This window comes from Cryobacterium sp. BB736 (assembly GCF_014980265.1).
GTDB lineage: Bacteria > Actinomycetota > Actinomycetes > Actinomycetales > Microbacteriaceae > Terrimesophilobacter.
In genome coordinates this window covers 1-16,983 of sequence record NZ_JABXWQ010000004.1, presented here as the reverse complement: position 1 = coordinate 16,983, position 16,983 = coordinate 1, and the positions used below count along the sequence as shown (strand labels likewise).

Sequence of the window (16,983 nt, the reverse complement as noted above, 5' to 3'; positions counted from 1 at the left end):
GAATGTTCCCTTCGGTGGCTTTATGTCGGGAGCGTAATCGACGAGGTGTCGGGTTCGCTGAGCTTACCGAGGCCGACTTGAAGAACCTCTCCGAACAGGTCGTCAGGGTCGAGGCGCCGGAGCTCTTCCGCGAGACACTCCGGCAGGTCACGGCGGGGGAGCGAGATGTCGTGATTCGGCTGACCGGGCTGCACCAGCGTGACGATGTTGCCCGGAACCCGTTCGAGGACGATGTCGCCGGATGCCCGCTGGAGCCTGACCCGGTGGATGCCCGGCTTGCTGCCGACCGGGTCGTCGAGGATCGTGTCCGCCTTCGCCCCCAGCTGCAGCTGCAGCCAGGCGGCGAGCAACGTCGTCGACGGGGAGTCCCAGGCGCCCTCGATGTGCACCCGGGTGACCGGTTCGAACGGAGGCTGATCGAGCACGGCCGCGAGCTGTGCGCGCCACAGCGTCAGGCGGGTCCAGGCGAAGTCGGTGTCGCCGGGCGTGTAGCTCCGCGCCAGGTGCTGCAGGTAGCCGCGCGGGTCCGACTGGGCTGCCGCGTCGGTGATCCGCCTCTGCGCCATCCTTCCGATCGGCGACTCCGCCACCACGACCGGCGCGTCGCCCGGCCACCAGGCGACCACCGGTGCGTCGGCCAGCAGCAGTCCGTTGACCAGCGACTCCTCGCTTTTCGCCGCTTCGCCGTACGCGCGCAGGACGATGACCTCGCTCGCTCCGGCGTCGCCGCCGACCCGGATCTCCGCGTCCAGGCTCGCCTCAACCGGATGCGTGGGATCCGCGGACTTCGACAGCACGATGACGCGCATCGGGTGCTCTCGGGATGCGTGGTTGGCCGCCTCGATGGCGTCCTCTTCGGCTCCCAGCTCGGTGCAGATGATCAGGGTGAGCACCCGGCCCAGGGCGACCGCGCCGCCCTCTTCCCGGATGCGCACGAGCGCGCGCGACACCGCGCTGGTGGTGGTGTTCGGCAGTTCGACGATCACGGTCGCCTCCAGGTTCGTCCGTCGCGGGCAAGCAGCGCATCCGCGGAGTCGGGACCCCAGGTTCCCGGCGCGTACTGCTCTGGACGGCCCTGGGTCAGCCAGAACCGCTCGATCGGGTCCAGGATCATCCAGCTCAACTCGACCTCCTGGTGCCGCGGGAACAATGGCGGGTCGCCGAGCAGCACGTCGAGTATGAGGCGTTCGTACGCCTCAGGGCTGGCCTCGGTGAACGCGTGCCCGTACCCGAAATCCATCGTCACGTCGCGCACCTGCATGCTCGCGCCGGGCACCTTCGACCCGAACCGGATGGTGACCCCCTCATCCGGCTGCACCCGGATGACGAGCGCATTCTGGCCGAGCGCCGAGGTCTGGCTCTCGGCGAACAGGTACTGCGGAGCGCGTTTAAACACGACGGCGATCTCGGTGACCCGGCGACCGAGCCGCTTGCCTGCCCGCAGGTAGAACGGCACGCCGGCCCAGCGGCGCGTGCCGATGTCCAGCCGCATGGCCGCGTAAGTCTCGGTGTGGGAGTTCGGGTTCATGCCCTCCTCCTCGAGGAAGCCGACGACCCGCTCACCGCCCTGCCAGCCGCCGCTGTACTGGCCGCGCGCGGTCGCGGTGCCCAGGTCGCGGGGCAGGCGCACGGCGGACAGCACCTTCTCCTTCTCGTTGCGCAGGTCGCGTGCGTCGAACGACACCGGCTCCTCCATCGCGGTGAGCGCGAGCAGCTGCAACAGGTGGTTCTGGATGACGTCGCGTGCGGCGCCGATGCCGTCGTAGTAGCCGGCGCGGCCGCCGACGCCGATGTCCTCGGCCATGGTGATCTGCACGTGGTCGACGTACCGTTCGTTCCAGATCGGCTCGAACAGCTGGTTGGCGAAGCGCAGCGCCAGGATGTTCTGCACCGTCTCCTTGCCGAGGTAATGGTCGATGCGGAACACCGAGTCCGGCGGGAACACCGATTCGACGACGTCATTGAGCTCGCGCGCGGTGCTGAGGTCGCTGCCGAACGGCTTCTCGATCACGACACGCCGCCACTGGCCGTCCTTCTGCTCGGCCAGCCCGGAGCGGCGCAGCTGCTCGGTGACGAGCGGGAACGCCTTCGGCGGGATGGACAGGTAGAAGGCGTGGTTGCCCATGGTGCCCTGGGTGCGGTCGAGTTCGGCGACGGTCTGCTTCAGCCGCAGGAAAGCGTCGTCGTCGTCGAACTCGCCCTGCACGAACCGGATGCCGCGTGCCAGCTGCCTCCACACGTCCTCGTCGAAGCGGGTGCGCGAATACTGCTTGACCGCGTCGTGCACAACCCGCTCGAAGTCCTGGTCGTCCCAGTCGCGGCGTGCGAATCCGACCAGGGCGAAGCCTGGGGGCAGCAATCCACGGTTGGCGAGGTCGTAAACCGCGGGCATGAGCTTCTTACGCGACAGGTCGCCGGTCACCCCGAAGATGATCAGGCTGCTTGGTCCGGCGATGCGGTTGAGCCGCCGGTCGGAAACGGATCGAAGCGGGTTGAACTGCTCGGTGACCGGGGTGGGGATCATTGGTGGTTCCTTGGTCGCGTGCGCTTCAGCGAAGCGCGTTCATGATCGCATCGAGACCGGCGCGGGGGTCCTCCAGCCGCAGGGTGAGCACCGGCCGGCCGTGACCCTCGAGCACCGCGGCATCGCCGGCTGCCTGGGCCTCGATGAGCTGCCCGAAGGTGAATGGCCGACCGGGGATCTCCAGGTCGTCAGTCGGCGCGGCGGTGAGCTGCAGGAACACGCCGACGGCCGGACCGCCCTTGTGGTACTGGCCGGTGGAGTGCAGGAAGCGAGGGCCCCAGCCGAACGTCGTCGGACGGGACGATTCAGCCGCGAGCAGGTCACGCAGCTGCATCGCCTGGGGCAGCGCGACCCGGTTGAGGTAGGCGTGCACGCTGACGTAGCCGTCGTCGCCGACCTGGGCGAGCAGCGCATCGATCGCCTCCCGGACGGTGACGGCACCCGCGACCACTGTCGCGGAACCCCGCACTTCGATGTCACCGTCGGTGAATGCGGCGGGCGCGGGCTCCGGCCGGTCGTCGAGCAGGCCACGCGCGGCGGTCTTCGCCGACTCGACGTCGGGCTGGTCGAACGGATTGATTCCGAGGATCCGGCCGGCGATGGCGACCGCGTATTCCCACACCAGCAGCTGCGCGCCGAGCGTGCCGCTGATCTCGATCTCGCCCTCCAGCACCTCCTGGGTGGCGCGCGCGCTTTCCACAAGGCGCACCACCTGCAGGTCATCCGGGCGCGACTCGAGCTCTGGCGAGTCGACGTCGAGGACGATGGGGAGGATGCCCTTTCCCTGCTTCCCGGTGGACTCGGCGATGAGCTGCTCCGCCCAGTCGGCGAAGCCCACGATGTACGTGCCATCGGCGACGATCCCGAGCTTGTCCTTGAGCGGGCGGGTGCCTGCGATCGCTGCGGCAAGGATCAGCGCCGGGTTGCTGGGGTCGTCGATGGCTACTTGCGCTGCCACAGCGCTGGCCTCGTCGAGCAGCGGTTCGAGGTCGACGCCGGCGAGCCCGGATGGCACGAGACCGAAGGCGGTGAGCGCCGAGTAGCGTCCGCCCACGTTCGGGTCGGCGTTGAACACCCGGTAGCCGTCAGCACGCGCGGAGCGGTCGAGGGGGGAGTCAGGGTCGGTGACGACGATGATCCGCTCGATGGGGTCTATCCCGGCGTCGCGGAACGCCTGCTCGTAGACGCGCTTCTGGCTGTCGGTCTCCACCGTCGAACCGGACTTGGAGGACACCACCACCGCGGTGCGCTGCAGTCGGTCGCTGATCGCGGCGCGTATCTGGCCAGGGTCGGTGGTGTCGAGCACGGTGAGCGGCACGCCGGCGGTCTTCGTGATGACCTCGGGCGCTAGCGATGAGCCGCCCATGCCGGCGAGCACGATGTGGTCGACGCCGTCCTCACGCAGCCGGTCACGCAGTTCCAGGATGTCCGGTACGAGCGGTTCCGAGGCGACGACGGCCTCGGTCCAGCCAAGCCGCTTGGAGGCCTCGTCCTCCGCGTCTGCGCCCCACAGCGTCGGATCCTGTGCGGTCAGCCGTGACGCGACCAGGTCGCTGACCAGCTGGGGGACCACCCGGTCGACCGCTTCCGCGGCTGCACCGCTGGCGGTCACGTCAAAGCTCATCGCTGCCCTCCCGCGGCACCAAGCGCCGCAGTGACAGTGTCGAGCAGTTCGTTCCAGGACACCGTGAACTTCTCGACGCCCTCACGCTCGAGCAGGTCGGTGACCTCGTCGTAGGAGATGCCTTGGTCGGCGATCGCGTCGAGCACCTCGTTGGCCTCGGCGTAGGAACCGGTGACGGTGTCGGCGCGGATCTCGCCGTGGTCGTAGGCGGCCTCCATCGTCTTCTCCGGCATGGTGTTGACCGTGTTCGGGGCGACCAGCTCCTCGACATAGAGGGTGTCCTTGAGCGCCGGGTCCTTGACGCCCGTCGAGGCCCAGAGCGGACGCTGAACGTGGGCGCCGGCAGTCAGCAGACCCTTGGCTCGCTCGCTCGAGAACGCCTGCGTGAACACCTGGTAGGCCAGGCGCGCGTTGGCGATGCCGGCCTTGCCCTTCAGCGCGGTCGCCTCCGGGGTGCCGATCGCGTCGAGGCGCTTGTCCACCTCGGTGTCGACGCGCGACACGAAGAAGGACGCGACCGAGCGGATGCTGCCGAGATCGATCCCTGCGGCCTTCGCCTTCTCCAGCCCGGTCAGGTAGGCGTTGATGACCTCGCGGTGGCGCTGCAGGCTGAAGATCAGGGTCACATTGACGCTGATGCCGCGCGCGGTGAGCTCGGTGATCGCCTCCAGGCCGTCCACGGTGGCTGGGACCTTGATCATGACGTTGGGCCGGTCGACGAGCTCCCACAGTTGGGCGCCCTGTTCGATGGTGCCCGCGGTGTCGTGCGCAAGCGCCGGCTCCACCTCGATGGAGACCCGGCCGTCCAGCCCCTCGCTCGCGTCGAACGCCGGACGCATCAGGTCGCATGCGCGCTGCACGTCGTGGGTGGTGATGTCGACGACCGCGGCGCTCGCATCCGCTCCCTGCTTCGCGAGCTGGGCGATCTGGTCATCGTAGTCGCTGCCCTTGGCGAGGGCGTTGGCGAAGATCGTCGGGTTGGTGGTGACCCCGACGACGTGACGCTCATCGATGAGGTTCTGCAGGCCGCCCGAGACGATGCGCTCGCGCGACAGGTCATCAAGCCAGATGCTCACCCCGGCCGCGGAGAGCGCGGCGAGGGGGCTGGTGGAATCAGTCATTTCTCTCTTCTTCCTGCCGGACGCCTACGCGCCCAGCGATTCCTTGGCTGCCGTCACGACATGATCGGCGCTGATGCCGAACTCGCGGTAGAGGGTCTCGTAGTCGGCTGAGGCGCCGAAGTGCTCGATCGAGACGCTGCGGCCGCGATCACCGATGTAGCTGCGCCAGCCGAGGGCCAGACCGGCCTCGACCGACACGCGCGCGGTGACGGACGGCGGAAGCACCGCGTCGCGGTACTCGGCGCTCTGCTCGGCGAACCATTCGAGGCAGGGCGCGGACACCACCCGGGCGTTCACCCCGTCAGCCTTCAGCGTCTCGCGGGCGGCGAGGGCGAACTGCACCTCGGAGCCGGTCGCGATGATGATCACGTCGGGGTTGCCGTCGGGTGCGTCGGCGAGCACGTAGGCGCCCTTCTCGACACCGGCCGCAGAGGCGAGGGTGTCACCGGATGCTTCGCCGTCACCGCGTTCGAAGACCGGCAGGTTCTGCCTGCTGAGCGCGATCCCGGCCGGGCCGCCGCGCCGCTCGAGCATGTGCTTCCACGCCCAGGCGACCTCGTTGGCATCCGCGGGCCGCACCACGTCGAGACCGGGAATGGCGCGCAGCGCCCACAGGTGCTCTATCGGCTGGTGCGTCGGGCCGTCGCCGCCGAGCGCGACCGAGTCGTGCGTCCAGACGTACAGCGAGGGGATCCGCATGAGCGCGGCGATGCGCACCGCTGGGCGCATGTAGTCGCTGAAGATCAGGAAGGTGCCGCCGTAGGCGCGCGTCTTGCCGTGCAGCACGATGCCGTTGACGATCGCGCCCATCGCGTGCTCGCGGATGCCGAAGTGCAGCACGCGCCCGTAGCGGTCGCCCTTCCATTCGAGTGTCGAGTGCTCAGCGGGGATGAACGACTGCGCATCCTCGATGGTGGTGTTGTTCGACTCGGCCAGGTCGGCCGACCCGCCCCAGAGCTCCGGCAGCAGGCCGGCCAGCGCGTTCAGCACCTTGCCGGATGCCGCGCGGGTGGAGACGTCCTTGCCCGGCTCGAACACCGGGAGCGCATCGACGATTCCCTCGGGCAGCTCTCCGGCTTCCAACCGGTCGAACAGTGCCTTCCCTTCGGGGTTTGCCGCAGCCCAAGCGTCGAACCGCTCCTGCCAGGCCTCGTGCGCGTCGCGGCCACGCTCGATCGCGCCGCGTGTGCGCTCGAGGACCGCGTCCTCGACAACGAAGGACTGCTCTGGGTCGAAGTCGAGCACCTTCTTCACGGCCGCGAGCTCGTCGGCGCCGAGCGCCGAGCCGTGGATCTTGCCGGTGTTCTGCTTGTTCGGTGCCGGCCAGCCGATGATGGTGCGCAGCACGATCATCGACGGGCGGTCGGTCTCCGCCTTGGCCGCCTCGATCGCGTCGTAGAGTGCCTGCACGTCTTCGGTGTAGTCGCCGGTCTTCCGCCAGTCGACGGTCTGCACGTGCCAGTGGTACGCCTCATAGCGGGCGGCAACGTCCTCGGTGAACGCGACATTCGTGTCGTCCTCGATCGAGATCTCGTTGCTGTCGTAGATGACCACCAGGTTTCCGAGCTTTTGGTGGCCGGCCAGGGAGCTGGCCTCGGAGCTGACGCCCTCCTGCAGGTCACCATCGCTGGCGATCACGTAGATGAAGTGGTCGAATGGGCTCTCGCCGGTCGGCGCATCCGGGTCGAACAGCCCCCGCTCGTAGCGGGCGGCGTAGGCGAAGCCCACCGCGGAGGAGATACCCTGCCCGAGCGGGCCGGTGGTGATCTCGACGCCGGCGGTGTGGCCGAACTCGGGGTGGCCGGGGGTCTTCGAGCCCCACGTGCGCAGCGCCTTCAGGTCGTCCAGTTCGAGGCCGTGCCCGCCGAGGTAGAGCTGCACGTACTGGGTGAGGCTGGTGTGGCCGGCGGAGAGGATAAAGCGGTCACGGCCGACCCAGTGCGGGTCCGACGGGTCGGTGTGCATGACCTTCTGGTACAGCAGGTAGGCGGCAGGGGCGAGGCTCATCGCGGTTCCCGGATGCCCGTTGCCGACCTTCTCCACGGCGTCGGCGGCGAGCACGCGAGCCGTGTCAACCGCGCGATCGTCGATGGAATCCCACTGGAGTGCTGCCATTCTCGTCGATTTCCTTCTGTACGTTGACGGTGCACGAGGGTTATCGTGCGGGGAACCGCTCGCCCGTCGTCATCGACAGGGGCCGCACGATCCTCGCAGGCGCGCGGCATGGCAAGCTTTGCCCAGTATAGGCAACCTCACTCTTGCGGCTCTCAGCGTGACGCAAGCATGCGGTGCCCGTCGCCTAGACTCGTAATCAGGTCATTTTCTAGGCAACCCGAGGGGCAATGGACACGGCTGTACTGACGCGCAAGCAGGGCGGTTCCGCCTTCGGCCGAAAGGTGAAGGCGTACGTCTCGCTCACCAAACCGCGCATCATCGAGCTGCTGTTGGTGACCACCATTCCGGTGATGTTCCTCGCCGCACAGGGGCTTCCGGATCTGTGGCTCGTGCTGTGGACGCTCGTCGGCGGGGCGCTCAGCGCCGGATCCGCCGGCGCGTTCAATTGTTACTTCGATCGCGACATCGACCGGGTGATGAAGCGCACCAGCCATCGTCCGCTGGTGACCGGCGAGCTGACCGACCGTCAGGCGCTTGTCTTCGCCTCGGTGCTCGCGGTCATCTCGACGCTGCTGCTCGGGTTCGCGGTCAACTGGGTCGCCGCCGCGCTGGCGGCAGCCGGCAACGCGTTCTATGTGCTCGTCTACACGCTCTGGCTCAAGCGGCGCACCTCGCAGAACATCATCTGGGGCGGCATCGCCGGCTGCATGCCTGTGCTGGTCGGCTGGGCGGCCGTCACCGGTTCGCTGGACTGGCCGCCCATCATCCTGTTCGGCATCGTCTTCCTCTGGACCCCGCCGCACTACTGGCCGCTGTCGATGCGCTACAGCGACGACTACAACGCGGCCGACGTGCCGATGCTCGGCGCGATCGCCGGCCGCACCACGGTCGGACTGCAGGTCGTCCTGTACGCCTGGGCGACGGTCGCCTGCTCGCTGCTGCTGGTCCCGGTCGCCGGAATGGGCTTCTTCTACACCGGTGTCGCGCTGCTGTCTGGCGCGTGGTTCATCTACGAGTCGCACGCGCTGTACTCCAAGGCCATTCGCGGCCAGGAGGGCAGCCCGATGCGTGTCTTCCACGCGTCGATCACCTACTTGACGCTGGTCTTCGTCGCGGTGGGGATCGACCCGCTGCTGCCGTTCTGAGCGGGCACCGCCTTCAGCTTCAGCAGCGCCACCGTCATGGTCGCGGCCATCAGCGCCGCGAGCACCATGTGCAGGCCGACGAACACCGGCGGCAGGCCGTTGCGCGCTTGGTAGAGGCCAACGGCGATCTGCACCAGTTCGAGCGCGAGCAGTGCCAGCATCCACGGCGCGACTGCCAACCGGCGTGCGACCGCGCCGATGACGAGCACCACGGTCAGGGCGAACATCAGGTAGCTGGGCCACGCGTGCACGTGCTGCAGCAGTTCGGCGTCGAAGCCGGTGCGCCCGGCAGTCACGTCACCTGAGTGTGGTCCGGATGCGGTGGTCGCGATCCCGAAGGCGATGGTCACCGCGAGAGCCAGTGACGTGACATGCGCGAGGATCGCGTACCAGCGCGGCACCACCCGCTCGCGCGGGCCGACGGGGGAGTACAGCCGCACCAGGAACGCTGCCGTGACGCAGACCAGGGCCAGCGACGCCACATAGTGGAAGCCGACAATGAACGGGTTCAGCCCGGTCCACACGGTCACCCCGCCGACGAACGCCTGCGCGACGACACCCAGCACAACGATCAGCGCGAGCGTGAACAGGTCGCGACGCTCACGACGCATCCTGAACACCTGCAGCAGGACCAGCACGGCGATGATGCCGACGAGGCCGGTCATCGTGCGGTTGCCGAACTCGATGAAGCCGTGGATGCCCATCTCGGGCGTCGGAATGAGGGAATCGGGTGTGCAGGTCGGCCAGGTCGGGCAGCCGAGACCAGAGCCGGTCAGCCGCACCGCGCCGCCGGTCGCGATGATGAGCGTCTCGGCGATGAAATTGAGCCAGGCCAGCACGATGGTGCTGCGCTGGATGCTGCCCGGCATGAGCAGCGCTGACACGCTCCGCTCGGTTGGGGCCTGGCGGTCGGTCGTTCCTGTCACGGGTGTTCTCCTACTGCGAACTGTGCGCGCCCTGCGGATCGCTGGTTTTCGCGGCCCACCCCTGTAGAATTGAGCGAATCGAAGGGGCAACAGCCGGCTGGACGTATCCAGCGCGCGTGGCCTGGCACAGATGCCTGGACCTTCGCCCAGTCTAAGCACGCAGCACGCCGCGCGAGCGGTGCCTCCGTGCCTCCGCATGATTGGGAATGAGATGACAGTGCCGCGTGTTGTCTTTAAAGCGAGAACCCGCGGCGCAGTGAAAGAGGTATGAGCATGTCAGATGTCCTGATCGACCGCCCAGAACTCGAGAGCCTCGGTGTCTACGAATTCGGCTGGGCGGACTCGGATGACGCCGGTGCCACCGCGCAGCGTGGACTGTCACCCCAAGTGGTCGAGAACATCTCGAAGCTCAAGGACGAATCCGAGTGGATGCTCAAGACGCGCCTGAAGGCTCTCTCGCTGTTCGAGAAGAAGCCGATGCCGACGTGGGGTGCCGACCTCTCCGATATCGACTTCGACAACATCAAGTACTTCGTGCGCTCGACCGAGAAGCAGGCCACCTCGTGGGAGGACCTGCCGGACGACATCAAGAACACCTACGACCGGCTCGGCATCCCCGAGGCGGAGAAGCAGCGCCTCGTCGCCGGTGTCGCCGCGCAGTACGAGTCCGAGGTGGTCTACCACAAGATCAACGAGGAGCTGGAAGCGCAGGGTGTCATCTTCATGGACACCGACACCGCACTCAAGGAGCACCCCGAGTTCTTCACCGAGTACTTCGGAACCGTCATCCCGTCCGGTGACAACAAGTTCGCGGCCCTGAACACCGCGGTCTGGTCGGGTGGTTCCTTCGTCTACGTGCCGCCCGGCGTGCACGTAGAGATCCCGCTGCAGGCCTACTTCCGGATCAACACCGAGAACATGGGCCAGTTCGAGCGCACGCTGATCATCGCCGACGAGGGCAGCTACGTGCACTACATCGAGGGCTGCACGGCGCCGATCTACAAGTCGGACTCGCTGCACTCCGCGGTCGTCGAGATCGTCGTGAAGAAGAACGCGCGCGTGCGCTACACGACCATCCAGAACTGGTCGAACAACGTCTACAACCTGGTCACCAAGCGCGCGGTCGCGCACGAGGGCGCGACCATGGAGTGGGTCGACGGCAACATCGGCTCCAAGGTGACCATGAAGTACCCGTCGATCTACCTCGTCGGGGAGCACGCCAAGGGCGAGACCCTGTCGGTGGCGTTCGCCGGCCCCGGCCAGCACCAAGACGCGGGCGCCAAGATGGTGCACCTCGCGCCGCACACCCAGTCGTCGATCGTGTCCAAGTCGATCGCGCGCGGCGGCGGTCGCTCCGGCTACCGGGGCGAGGTCCGCATCGGGGAGGGCGCGCACCACTCGAAGAACACGGTGCGCTGTGACGCGCTGCTGGTCGACACCATCTCCCGGTCGGACACCTACCCGACCGTCGACATACGTGAGGATGACGTCGAGCTGGGTCACGAGGCGACCGTCTCCCGAGTGAGCGCCGAGCAGCTGTTCTACCTGCAGTCCCGCGGGATGCCGGAGGACGAGGCGATGGCGATGATCGTGCGCGGCTTCATCGAGCCGATCGCCCGCGAACTCCCCATGGAGTACGCAATGGAGTTGAACAAGCTCATCGAGATGGGCATGGAAGGATCTGTCGGTTAGTAATGTCAGCAGCCTCATCCCAGACCGCTCCGGCAGTCATCGACACGTCAGCAACCCCCACCCTGAAACACGACCACGGCACGGTCCCCGTGCAAACCCGCTCCGAGCGGTTCAAGTCGTACGATCCTGAAGCGTTCCCGGCGGTGACCGGACGCGAGGTTGAGTGGAAGTTCACCCCCGTCGACCGCATCCGTCACTTCTTCACCGGTGAGCTGGACGGCTCGCGCTACCCGTTCGAGCAGCAGATCGACGGCGCCGCGGTGATCGAATGGATCGACCGCGACGACAGCCGGATCGGTCGCGCCGGCATCCCGGAGGAGCCGGCGTCCGCGAACGCGTGGGCCAGCTTCCAGGAGGCGCTGCTGGTGACCGTCACCGGTGAGGCAGTGCGCCTGCACCTGGACCGCAACCAGCTCGGGGACACCCCGCGTGCCGCGCACACCGTGATCCACGCTGAGGAGAACAGCCGGGGAATCGTGCTGCTCGAGAACAGCGGCCCGGCGCAGCTGAACGAGAACGTCGAGATCATCCTCGACCCCGGCGCTCAGCTCACGGTCGTCACCGTTCACGAGTGGGACGATGACGCGCTGCACGTTGCCAGCCACTTCGCCCGGCTCGGGCATGGCGCGAGCCTCAAGCACGTCGCGGTTTCGCTCGGCGGGTCGCTCGTGCGGGTCAACCCGTCCGTGCACCTCGCGAGCGAAGGCAGCGAGATCGAAGCGTTCGGTGTCTACTTCGCCGACGCCGGGCAGCACCTTGAGCATCAGGTCTTCATCAACCACGACGCACCGCACACGCGTTCCCGCGTCACCTACAAGGGTGCGCTGCAGGGAACGGATGCGCGCTCCGTATGGATCGGCGACGTGCTCATCCAGCAGACCGCGACCGGCACCGACAGCTACGAGGAGAACCGCAACCTGCTGCTGACCGACGGCACCCGATCCGATTCCGTGCCCAACCTCGAGATCGAGACCGGCGACATCGCCGGTGCTGGGCACGCGAGCGCCAGCGGCCGGTTCGACGACGAGCAGCTGTTCTACCTGGAGTCCAGGGGCATCCCCGAGGAGGAAGCGCGTCGGCTCGTCGTGCGCGGCTTCCTGTCCGACATCATCCAGAAGATCGGCTCGCCCGAGCTGGAGCAGCGCCTCGAGGACGCCATCGAGCTCGAGCTGCGCGGTGAGGGAGCATCGAAGTGAACGTGAAGGTCTGCTCGGTGGACGACGTCGAGGTGAACAGCGCGGTGCGTGTCGTCATCGACGACACCCCGATCGCGCTGGTCAAGGACTCCGCCGGGGACATCTACGCCATCGGTGACACCTGCACGCACGGCGACATCTCGCTCTCCGAGGGTTTCGTCGAGGACGACACCCTGGAGTGCTGGGCGCACGGCTCCAAATTCTCGATTGTGACGGGCAAGGCGTTGACCCTGCCGGCGTACGAGCCGGTTCCGGTGTTCACCGTCGAGATCGTTGACGGGGAGGTCTACATCGACCCCACCCCGCACTTTGACTACCAGAAGGAAGAAGCGTAAAGACATGGCAGTTCTCGAGATCAAGGACCTGCACGTATCCGTCCAGACCGACCAGGGGGCACTGCCGATCCTGCGCGGCGTCGACCTCCGAGTCGCATCGGGTGAGACCCACGCGATCATGGGCCCCAACGGCTCCGGCAAGTCGACCCTCGCGTACACGATCGCCGGGCATCCGAAGTACCACGTCGAATCCGGCTCGATCACCCTGGACGGCCAGGACGTGCTCGCGATGACCACCGACGAGCGCGCTCGCGCGGGGCTCTTCCTGGCGATGCAGTACCCGGTGGAGATCCCCGGCGTCACCGTCACGAACTTCCTGCGCACCGCCAAGACCGCCATCGACGGTGAGGCGCCAGCCATCCGCGGCTGGACCAAGGAAGTCCGCGAGTCGATGGAGAAGCTGCGGATGGACTCCTCGTTCGCGCAGCGCAACGTGAACGAGGGCTTCTCCGGTGGAGAGAAGAAGCGTCACGAGATCCTGCAGCTCGAACTGCTGAAGCCGCAGTTCGCGATCCTCGACGAGACCGACTCCGGTCTGGACGTCGATGCGCTGCGCGTTGTGGCCGATGGTGTGAACCGGGTCAAGGAGAACACCGGCCTTGGTGTAATGCTCATCACCCACTACACGCGCATCCTGCGCTACATCCGTCCCGACTTCGTGCACGTCTTCGTCGACGGCCGCATCGCCGAGGAGGGCGGCCCTGAGCTCGCCGACCGGCTCGAGGATGAAGGTTACGATCGCTTTGTCACGGCCGCGAAAGTAAGCTGACATCATGGCTGTCGCACTGGAGCCGAAGCTCTTCGACCAGGTCGAGGAAGCGCTGAAGGACGTCGTCGACCCCGAACTGGGCGTCAACATCGTCGACCTCGGCCTGATCTACGACCTCAGCTGGGACGAAGAGAACGACGCGCTCATCATCAGCATGACGTTGACCTCCGCCGGATGCCCGCTCACCGACGTGATCGAAGACGAGACCGCTCAGTCACTCGATGGCATCGTGGAGCGGTTCCGGATCAACTGGGTCTGGATGCCGCCGTGGGGTCCTGAGAAGATCACCGACGACGGTCGCGACCAGATGCGGGCCCTCGGCTTCGCGATCTGATCAGGCGCTGAGTTCGCTCTCCGCGCGGCGCCGGTCCTTGCGCTCGATGAACCGCCAGCCGAGCGTGATCACGCCAGCGGCGATGGCTGCCTTGATGACACCGCTCAGGATGAACGGGTAGAGGCCGGCCTCAAGGGTCGTCTGCAGGTCGAGACCGAGGGCGAATGCCAGCCAGGGGAGTCCGAAGACGAACGTGACGACCGTGCCCGCGAGGAACGAGAGCAGGGCGCGCAGCACCTTGCGATCCCAGGAGCGCTGTGCGATCCATCCGGTCAGGGCGGCGGCGAAGATGAAGCCGACGATATAGCCTCCGGTCGGGCCGGCGACCGCGGCGAATCCGGATGTCGAGTCCGAGAACACGGGAAGGCCCGCGATGCCGAGTGCCATGTAGAGCACCATCGAGAGTGCGCCGCGCACCGCGCCGAGGGCGCTGCCGACGAGCAGTACCGCGAGTGTCTGCCCGGTGATCGGGACGGGCCACAGCGGCACCGACAGCTGGGCGAAGATCGAGGTGAGTGCGGCGCCGGCGCTGATCAGTACCAAGTCCATGACGAGGCCGCGGCTGTAGAGCCGGTCTGCGAGGGTCGGGCGTCCGAATGCGAGGCTCACCGTGGTCATCTGCTGCTCCTTCTCGCGCGCACCCTCGTGCGCGCACTAGCAAATAGACTAGAGGCTTCCCCCTCACCTTCGGTTGTCGGATGACGACCAACGAATTGGAGTATGCCTGTGCTCGCCGTGCACGACCTCGAGGTTCGCGTGGGCGCACGCACTCTCATGGCGGAGGTGAACTTCCGGGTCGACCGGGGCGACAAGGTGGGACTGGTCGGGCGCAACGGCGCAGGAAAGACGACGCTGACCAAGATTCTTGCGGGGGAGGGTTCGCCCACCGACGGGAAGATCGAACGTCACGGTGAAGTCGGCTACCTGCCGCAGGATCCGCGGTCCGGGAACCCGGACGACCTGGCGCGCACCCGCATCCTCGACGCGCGCGGCCTGGGAACCCTGGTCATCGGCATGCGCACGGCCACGGTTGAGATGGGCGATGGCGATTCGACGGTCAGCGCGGCGGCGATGAAGCGCTACAGCAAGCTTGAGGACCGCTTTCTCGCACTCGGCGGGTATGCGGCGGAGGCGGAGGCAGCATCCATCGCGAGCAACCTGAACCTGCCCGATCGCATCCTCGATCAGCCGTTGAAGACGCTGTCCGGTGGTCAGCGTCGGCGCATCGAGCTGGCGCGCATCCTGTTCTCCGGCGCAGAGACGATGCTGCTGGATGAGCCGACCAACCACCTCGACGCCGACTCTGTGGTCTGGTTGCGTGAGTACCTGAAGGCGTACCAGGGCGGCTTGATCGTCATCAGCCACGACATCGAGCTCGTTGGCGAGACGGTGAATCGGGTGTTCTACCTCGACGCGAACCGTCAGGTCATCGACATCTACAACATGGGCTGGAAGCACTACCTGCGCCAGCGCGAAGCGGACGAGGAACGGCGCAAGAAGGAACGCGCCAACGCCGAGAAGAAGGCGACAGCGCTGCAGCTGCAGGCTGCCCGGTTCGGGGCGAAGGCGACGAAGGCGGCGGCCGCTCAGCAGATGGTGCGCCGAGCGGAGAAGCTGCTTGCTGGGCTCGAGGATGAGCGGAGTGCCGATCGGGTGGCGAAACTGCGCTTCCCGGAGCCGGCTCCGTGTGGGCGTACGCCGCTGCAGGCGAGCAACCTCAGCAAGAGCTACGGATCGCTGGAAATCTTCACCGCTGTCGACCTCGCGATCGATCGGGGCTCAAAGGTAGTCGTGCTGGGGCTGAATGGTGCCGGCAAGACGACGCTGCTCCGGATGCTGGCTGGGGTGGACAAGCCGGACACAGGGCAGATCGAACCAGGGCATGGGTTGAAGATCGGCTACTACGCGCAGGAGCACGAGACGATCGACGTCAAGCGGTCGGTGCTGCAGAACATGGTGTCGGCGTCGCCGAACCTGACCGAGACTGAGGCCCGGCGGGTGCTGGGGTCGTTCCTGTTCACGGGCGATGACTCGCACAAGCTGGCCGGGGTGCTCTCCGGTGGCGAGAAGACCAGGCTGGCGTTGGCGATGATCGTCGTGTCGGGGGCGAACGTGTTGCTGCTCGATGAGCCGACTAACAACCTGGATCCGGCTAGTCGCGCGGAGATTTTGGATGCGCTGGCGAACTACTCCGGTGCGGTGGTGCTGGTGAGTCACGACGAGGGTGCGGTGCAGGCGCTCAACCCGGAGCGGGTGCTCATCCTCCCGGATGGTGTCGAGGATCACTGGAACCCGGACTACGCGGAGCTGATCTCGCTGGCGTGATGCGCTTCGGCGAGCGAGCGCCGAGAGCAGGAAATGGGGGGGTAGATGGACTTGATTCTGGGGATCATCGTCGCGTGCGAGATCGGCTTCTGGGTCTTCGTTGTCCTGGGTCTGCTTGCCCGTTACCTCCTGCGCTGGCGTCGCACCGGCGCGATCCTGCTGGCCATGACGCCAGTGGTGGATCTGGTACTGCTGGCCGCTGTGATCATCAATCTGCAGAGTGGAGGAACCGCCAGTTTCATCCATGGACTGGCAGCGATCTACCTCGGAGTCTCCATTGCCTACGGTCACAAGATGGTCAAGTGGGCTGACGTTCGCTTCGCCTATCGATTCGCCGGCGGACCCAAGCCACTGAAGCTCTGGGGCTGGGACTACGCGAAGGACTGCTGGTCTGATGTCGTCCGCACCGCCATCGCCGTGGGAATCGGTGCGGGCATCCTCTGGCTTCTCACCGTGCTGGTTGACGACCGGAGCCGGGCTGATGCTCTGACAGCCATCTATCCGCTGCTGGGCCTCTGGTTCGCGGTGGACTTGATCTGGGCGATCAGCTACACCTTCTCGCCCAAGAAACGGCCGGCCGACGCGCTCTGACCGGCTTCGGTGGTGAGCCTCCGGTGGTCGAGCCTGTCGAGACCCCGTTGCTGGGCAGAGTTCTCCCCGAGTGCCTTCAGGTGGCCCGATGTCGCTCCGCGGTTCGGAGGGCGTCGTTGAGTGCCGGGGATTTGGATGGCATCGGCCTGGGTGTCTGGGTGGGGTCGATGTCGCGGGGTGGGATGAGCCAGAACCGGGCTAGCGGGTCGTGGTCGCGGGTTTCGATCTCCCAGCCCTCGTCGTGCAGGAGCAGGTGGTGGTGGCGGCAGAGCAGGATGCCATTGTC

16 protein-coding genes are annotated in these 16,983 nt (G+C 66.8%); 8 read left to right on the top strand and 8 right to left on the bottom strand.

The features are described from left to right. Positions 1 to 20: 20 nt before the first annotated feature. From IRG63_RS09600 to tkt, 5 genes are read right to left on the bottom strand one after another with little or no spacing between them, the layout of a single operon-like run. Positions 21 to 986, bottom strand: coding sequence for a glucose-6-phosphate dehydrogenase assembly protein OpcA (locus IRG63_RS09600; RefSeq protein WP_193509985.1), 966 nt, complete (start codon positions 984 to 986; stop codon positions 21 to 23). Continuing rightward, positions 983 to 2,524, bottom strand: a complete 1,542-nt coding sequence (gene zwf, locus IRG63_RS09595; RefSeq protein ID WP_168627266.1) for a glucose-6-phosphate dehydrogenase — start codon at positions 2,522 to 2,524, stop codon at positions 983 to 985. The genes IRG63_RS09600 and zwf overlap by 4 nt, the downstream gene beginning before the upstream one ends. Positions 2,525 to 2,549: 25 nt before the next feature. Beyond that, positions 2,550 to 4,148 (bottom strand): glucose-6-phosphate isomerase, encoded by a 1,599-nt coding sequence (locus IRG63_RS09590; RefSeq protein WP_193509984.1) that lies wholly within the window; start codon positions 4,146 to 4,148, stop codon positions 2,550 to 2,552. Next, on the bottom strand, positions 4,145 to 5,269 hold the full coding sequence (gene tal / locus IRG63_RS09585) for a transaldolase (protein ID WP_193509983.1): 1,125 nt from the start codon (positions 5,267 to 5,269) through the stop codon (positions 4,145 to 4,147). Before tal ends, IRG63_RS09590 begins: the two co-directional genes overlap by 4 nt. 24 nt (positions 5,270 to 5,293) lie before the next feature. Beyond that, on the bottom strand, positions 5,294 to 7,384 hold the full coding sequence (gene tkt / locus IRG63_RS09580; RefSeq protein ID WP_193509982.1) for a transketolase: 2,091 nt from the start codon (positions 7,382 to 7,384) through the stop codon (positions 5,294 to 5,296). Between the two features lie 227 nt (positions 7,385 to 7,611). Between tkt and IRG63_RS09575 the strand changes: the two genes are divergently transcribed. Then, complete coding sequence (locus IRG63_RS09575) at positions 7,612 to 8,529, top strand: heme o synthase (protein ID WP_168627262.1); 918 nt, start codon at positions 7,612 to 7,614, stop codon at positions 8,527 to 8,529. Here the strand turns inward: IRG63_RS09575 and IRG63_RS09570 are convergent. Next, positions 8,475 to 9,398: a heme A synthase gene (locus tag IRG63_RS09570; protein ID WP_193510259.1), complete on the bottom strand. Its 924-nt coding sequence runs from the start codon at positions 9,396 to 9,398 to the stop codon at positions 8,475 to 8,477. The genes IRG63_RS09575 and IRG63_RS09570 overlap by 55 nt on opposite strands. A gap of 330 nt (positions 9,399 to 9,728) precedes the next feature. Here IRG63_RS09570 and sufB point away from each other — a divergent pair, with 330 nt between their 5' ends. The 5 genes from sufB to IRG63_RS09545 are packed head-to-tail and all read left to right on the top strand — an operon-like array spanning position 9,729 to position 13,781. Next, complete coding sequence (gene sufB / locus IRG63_RS09565; RefSeq protein ID WP_168627261.1) at positions 9,729 to 11,147, top strand: Fe-S cluster assembly protein SufB; 1,419 nt, start codon at positions 9,729 to 9,731, stop codon at positions 11,145 to 11,147. A 2-nt stretch (positions 11,148 to 11,149) separates the two neighbouring features. Beyond that, positions 11,150 to 12,343: a Fe-S cluster assembly protein SufD gene (gene sufD / locus IRG63_RS09560; RefSeq protein WP_193509981.1), complete on the top strand. Its 1,194-nt coding sequence runs from the start codon at positions 11,150 to 11,152 to the stop codon at positions 12,341 to 12,343. Further along, positions 12,340 to 12,678, top strand: coding sequence for a non-heme iron oxygenase ferredoxin subunit (locus IRG63_RS09555; RefSeq protein WP_168627259.1), 339 nt, complete (start codon positions 12,340 to 12,342; stop codon positions 12,676 to 12,678). Before sufD ends, IRG63_RS09555 begins: the two co-directional genes overlap by 4 nt. A gap of 4 nt (positions 12,679 to 12,682) precedes the next feature. Further along, a complete protein-coding gene (gene sufC / locus IRG63_RS09550) occupies positions 12,683 to 13,447 on the top strand; it encodes a Fe-S cluster assembly ATPase SufC (RefSeq protein WP_193509980.1) in 765 nt (254 codons plus the stop codon). Between the two features lie 4 nt (positions 13,448 to 13,451). Beyond that, complete coding sequence (locus IRG63_RS09545; RefSeq protein WP_168627257.1) at positions 13,452 to 13,781, top strand: metal-sulfur cluster assembly factor; 330 nt, start codon at positions 13,452 to 13,454, stop codon at positions 13,779 to 13,781. Here the strand turns inward: IRG63_RS09545 and IRG63_RS09540 are convergent, their stop codons facing one another. After that, entirely contained in the window at positions 13,782 to 14,399 is a 618-nt protein-coding gene (locus tag IRG63_RS09540; RefSeq protein WP_193509979.1) for a biotin transporter BioY, read from the bottom strand. 108 nt (positions 14,400 to 14,507) lie between these two features. Here IRG63_RS09540 and IRG63_RS09535 point away from each other — a divergent pair, with 108 nt between their 5' ends. Beyond that, on the top strand, positions 14,508 to 16,106 hold the full coding sequence (locus IRG63_RS09535) for an ABC-F family ATP-binding cassette domain-containing protein (protein ID WP_168627737.1): 1,599 nt from the start codon (positions 14,508 to 14,510) through the stop codon (positions 16,104 to 16,106). Positions 16,107 to 16,151: 45 nt separating this feature from the next. After that, positions 16,152 to 16,697, top strand: a complete 546-nt coding sequence (locus tag IRG63_RS09530; RefSeq protein ID WP_370566225.1) for a hypothetical protein — start codon at positions 16,152 to 16,154, stop codon at positions 16,695 to 16,697. 76 nt (positions 16,698 to 16,773) lie between these two features. On the opposite strand, the gene IRG63_RS09525 is transcribed toward IRG63_RS09530, so the two are convergent. Further along, on the bottom strand, positions 16,774 to 16,983 hold a 210-nt coding region (locus IRG63_RS09525; RefSeq protein ID WP_227412038.1), incomplete at its 5' end, for a hypothetical protein.

Coding starts and splice junctions, on each gene's coding strand:
- sufC (WP_193509980.1), top strand. CDS start 12,683: ATGGCAGTTCTCGAGATCAAGGACCTGCACGTATCCGTCCAGACCGAC.
- IRG63_RS09575 (WP_168627262.1), top strand. CDS start 7,612: ATGGACACGGCTGTACTGACGCGCAAGCAGGGCGGTTCCGCCTTCGGC.
- IRG63_RS09570 (WP_193510259.1), bottom strand. CDS start 9,398: ATGCCGGGCAGCATCCAGCGCAGCACCATCGTGCTGGCCTGGCTCAAT.
- IRG63_RS09530 (WP_370566225.1), top strand. CDS start 16,152: ATGGACTTGATTCTGGGGATCATCGTCGCGTGCGAGATCGGCTTCTGG.
- tal (WP_193509983.1), bottom strand. CDS start 5,269: ATGACTGATTCCACCAGCCCCCTCGCCGCGCTCTCCGCGGCCGGGGTG.
- sufD (WP_193509981.1), top strand. CDS start 11,150: ATGTCAGCAGCCTCATCCCAGACCGCTCCGGCAGTCATCGACACGTCA.
- IRG63_RS09590 (WP_193509984.1), bottom strand. CDS start 4,148: ATGAGCTTTGACGTGACCGCCAGCGGTGCAGCCGCGGAAGCGGTCGAC.
- IRG63_RS09545 (WP_168627257.1), top strand. CDS start 13,452: ATGGCTGTCGCACTGGAGCCGAAGCTCTTCGACCAGGTCGAGGAAGCG.
- tkt (WP_193509982.1), bottom strand. CDS start 7,384: ATGGCAGCACTCCAGTGGGATTCCATCGACGATCGCGCGGTTGACACG.
- IRG63_RS09540 (WP_193509979.1), bottom strand. CDS start 14,399: ATGACCACGGTGAGCCTCGCATTCGGACGCCCGACCCTCGCAGACCGG.
- sufB (WP_168627261.1), top strand. CDS start 9,729: ATGTCAGATGTCCTGATCGACCGCCCAGAACTCGAGAGCCTCGGTGTC.
- zwf (WP_168627266.1), bottom strand. CDS start 2,524: ATGATCCCCACCCCGGTCACCGAGCAGTTCAACCCGCTTCGATCCGTT.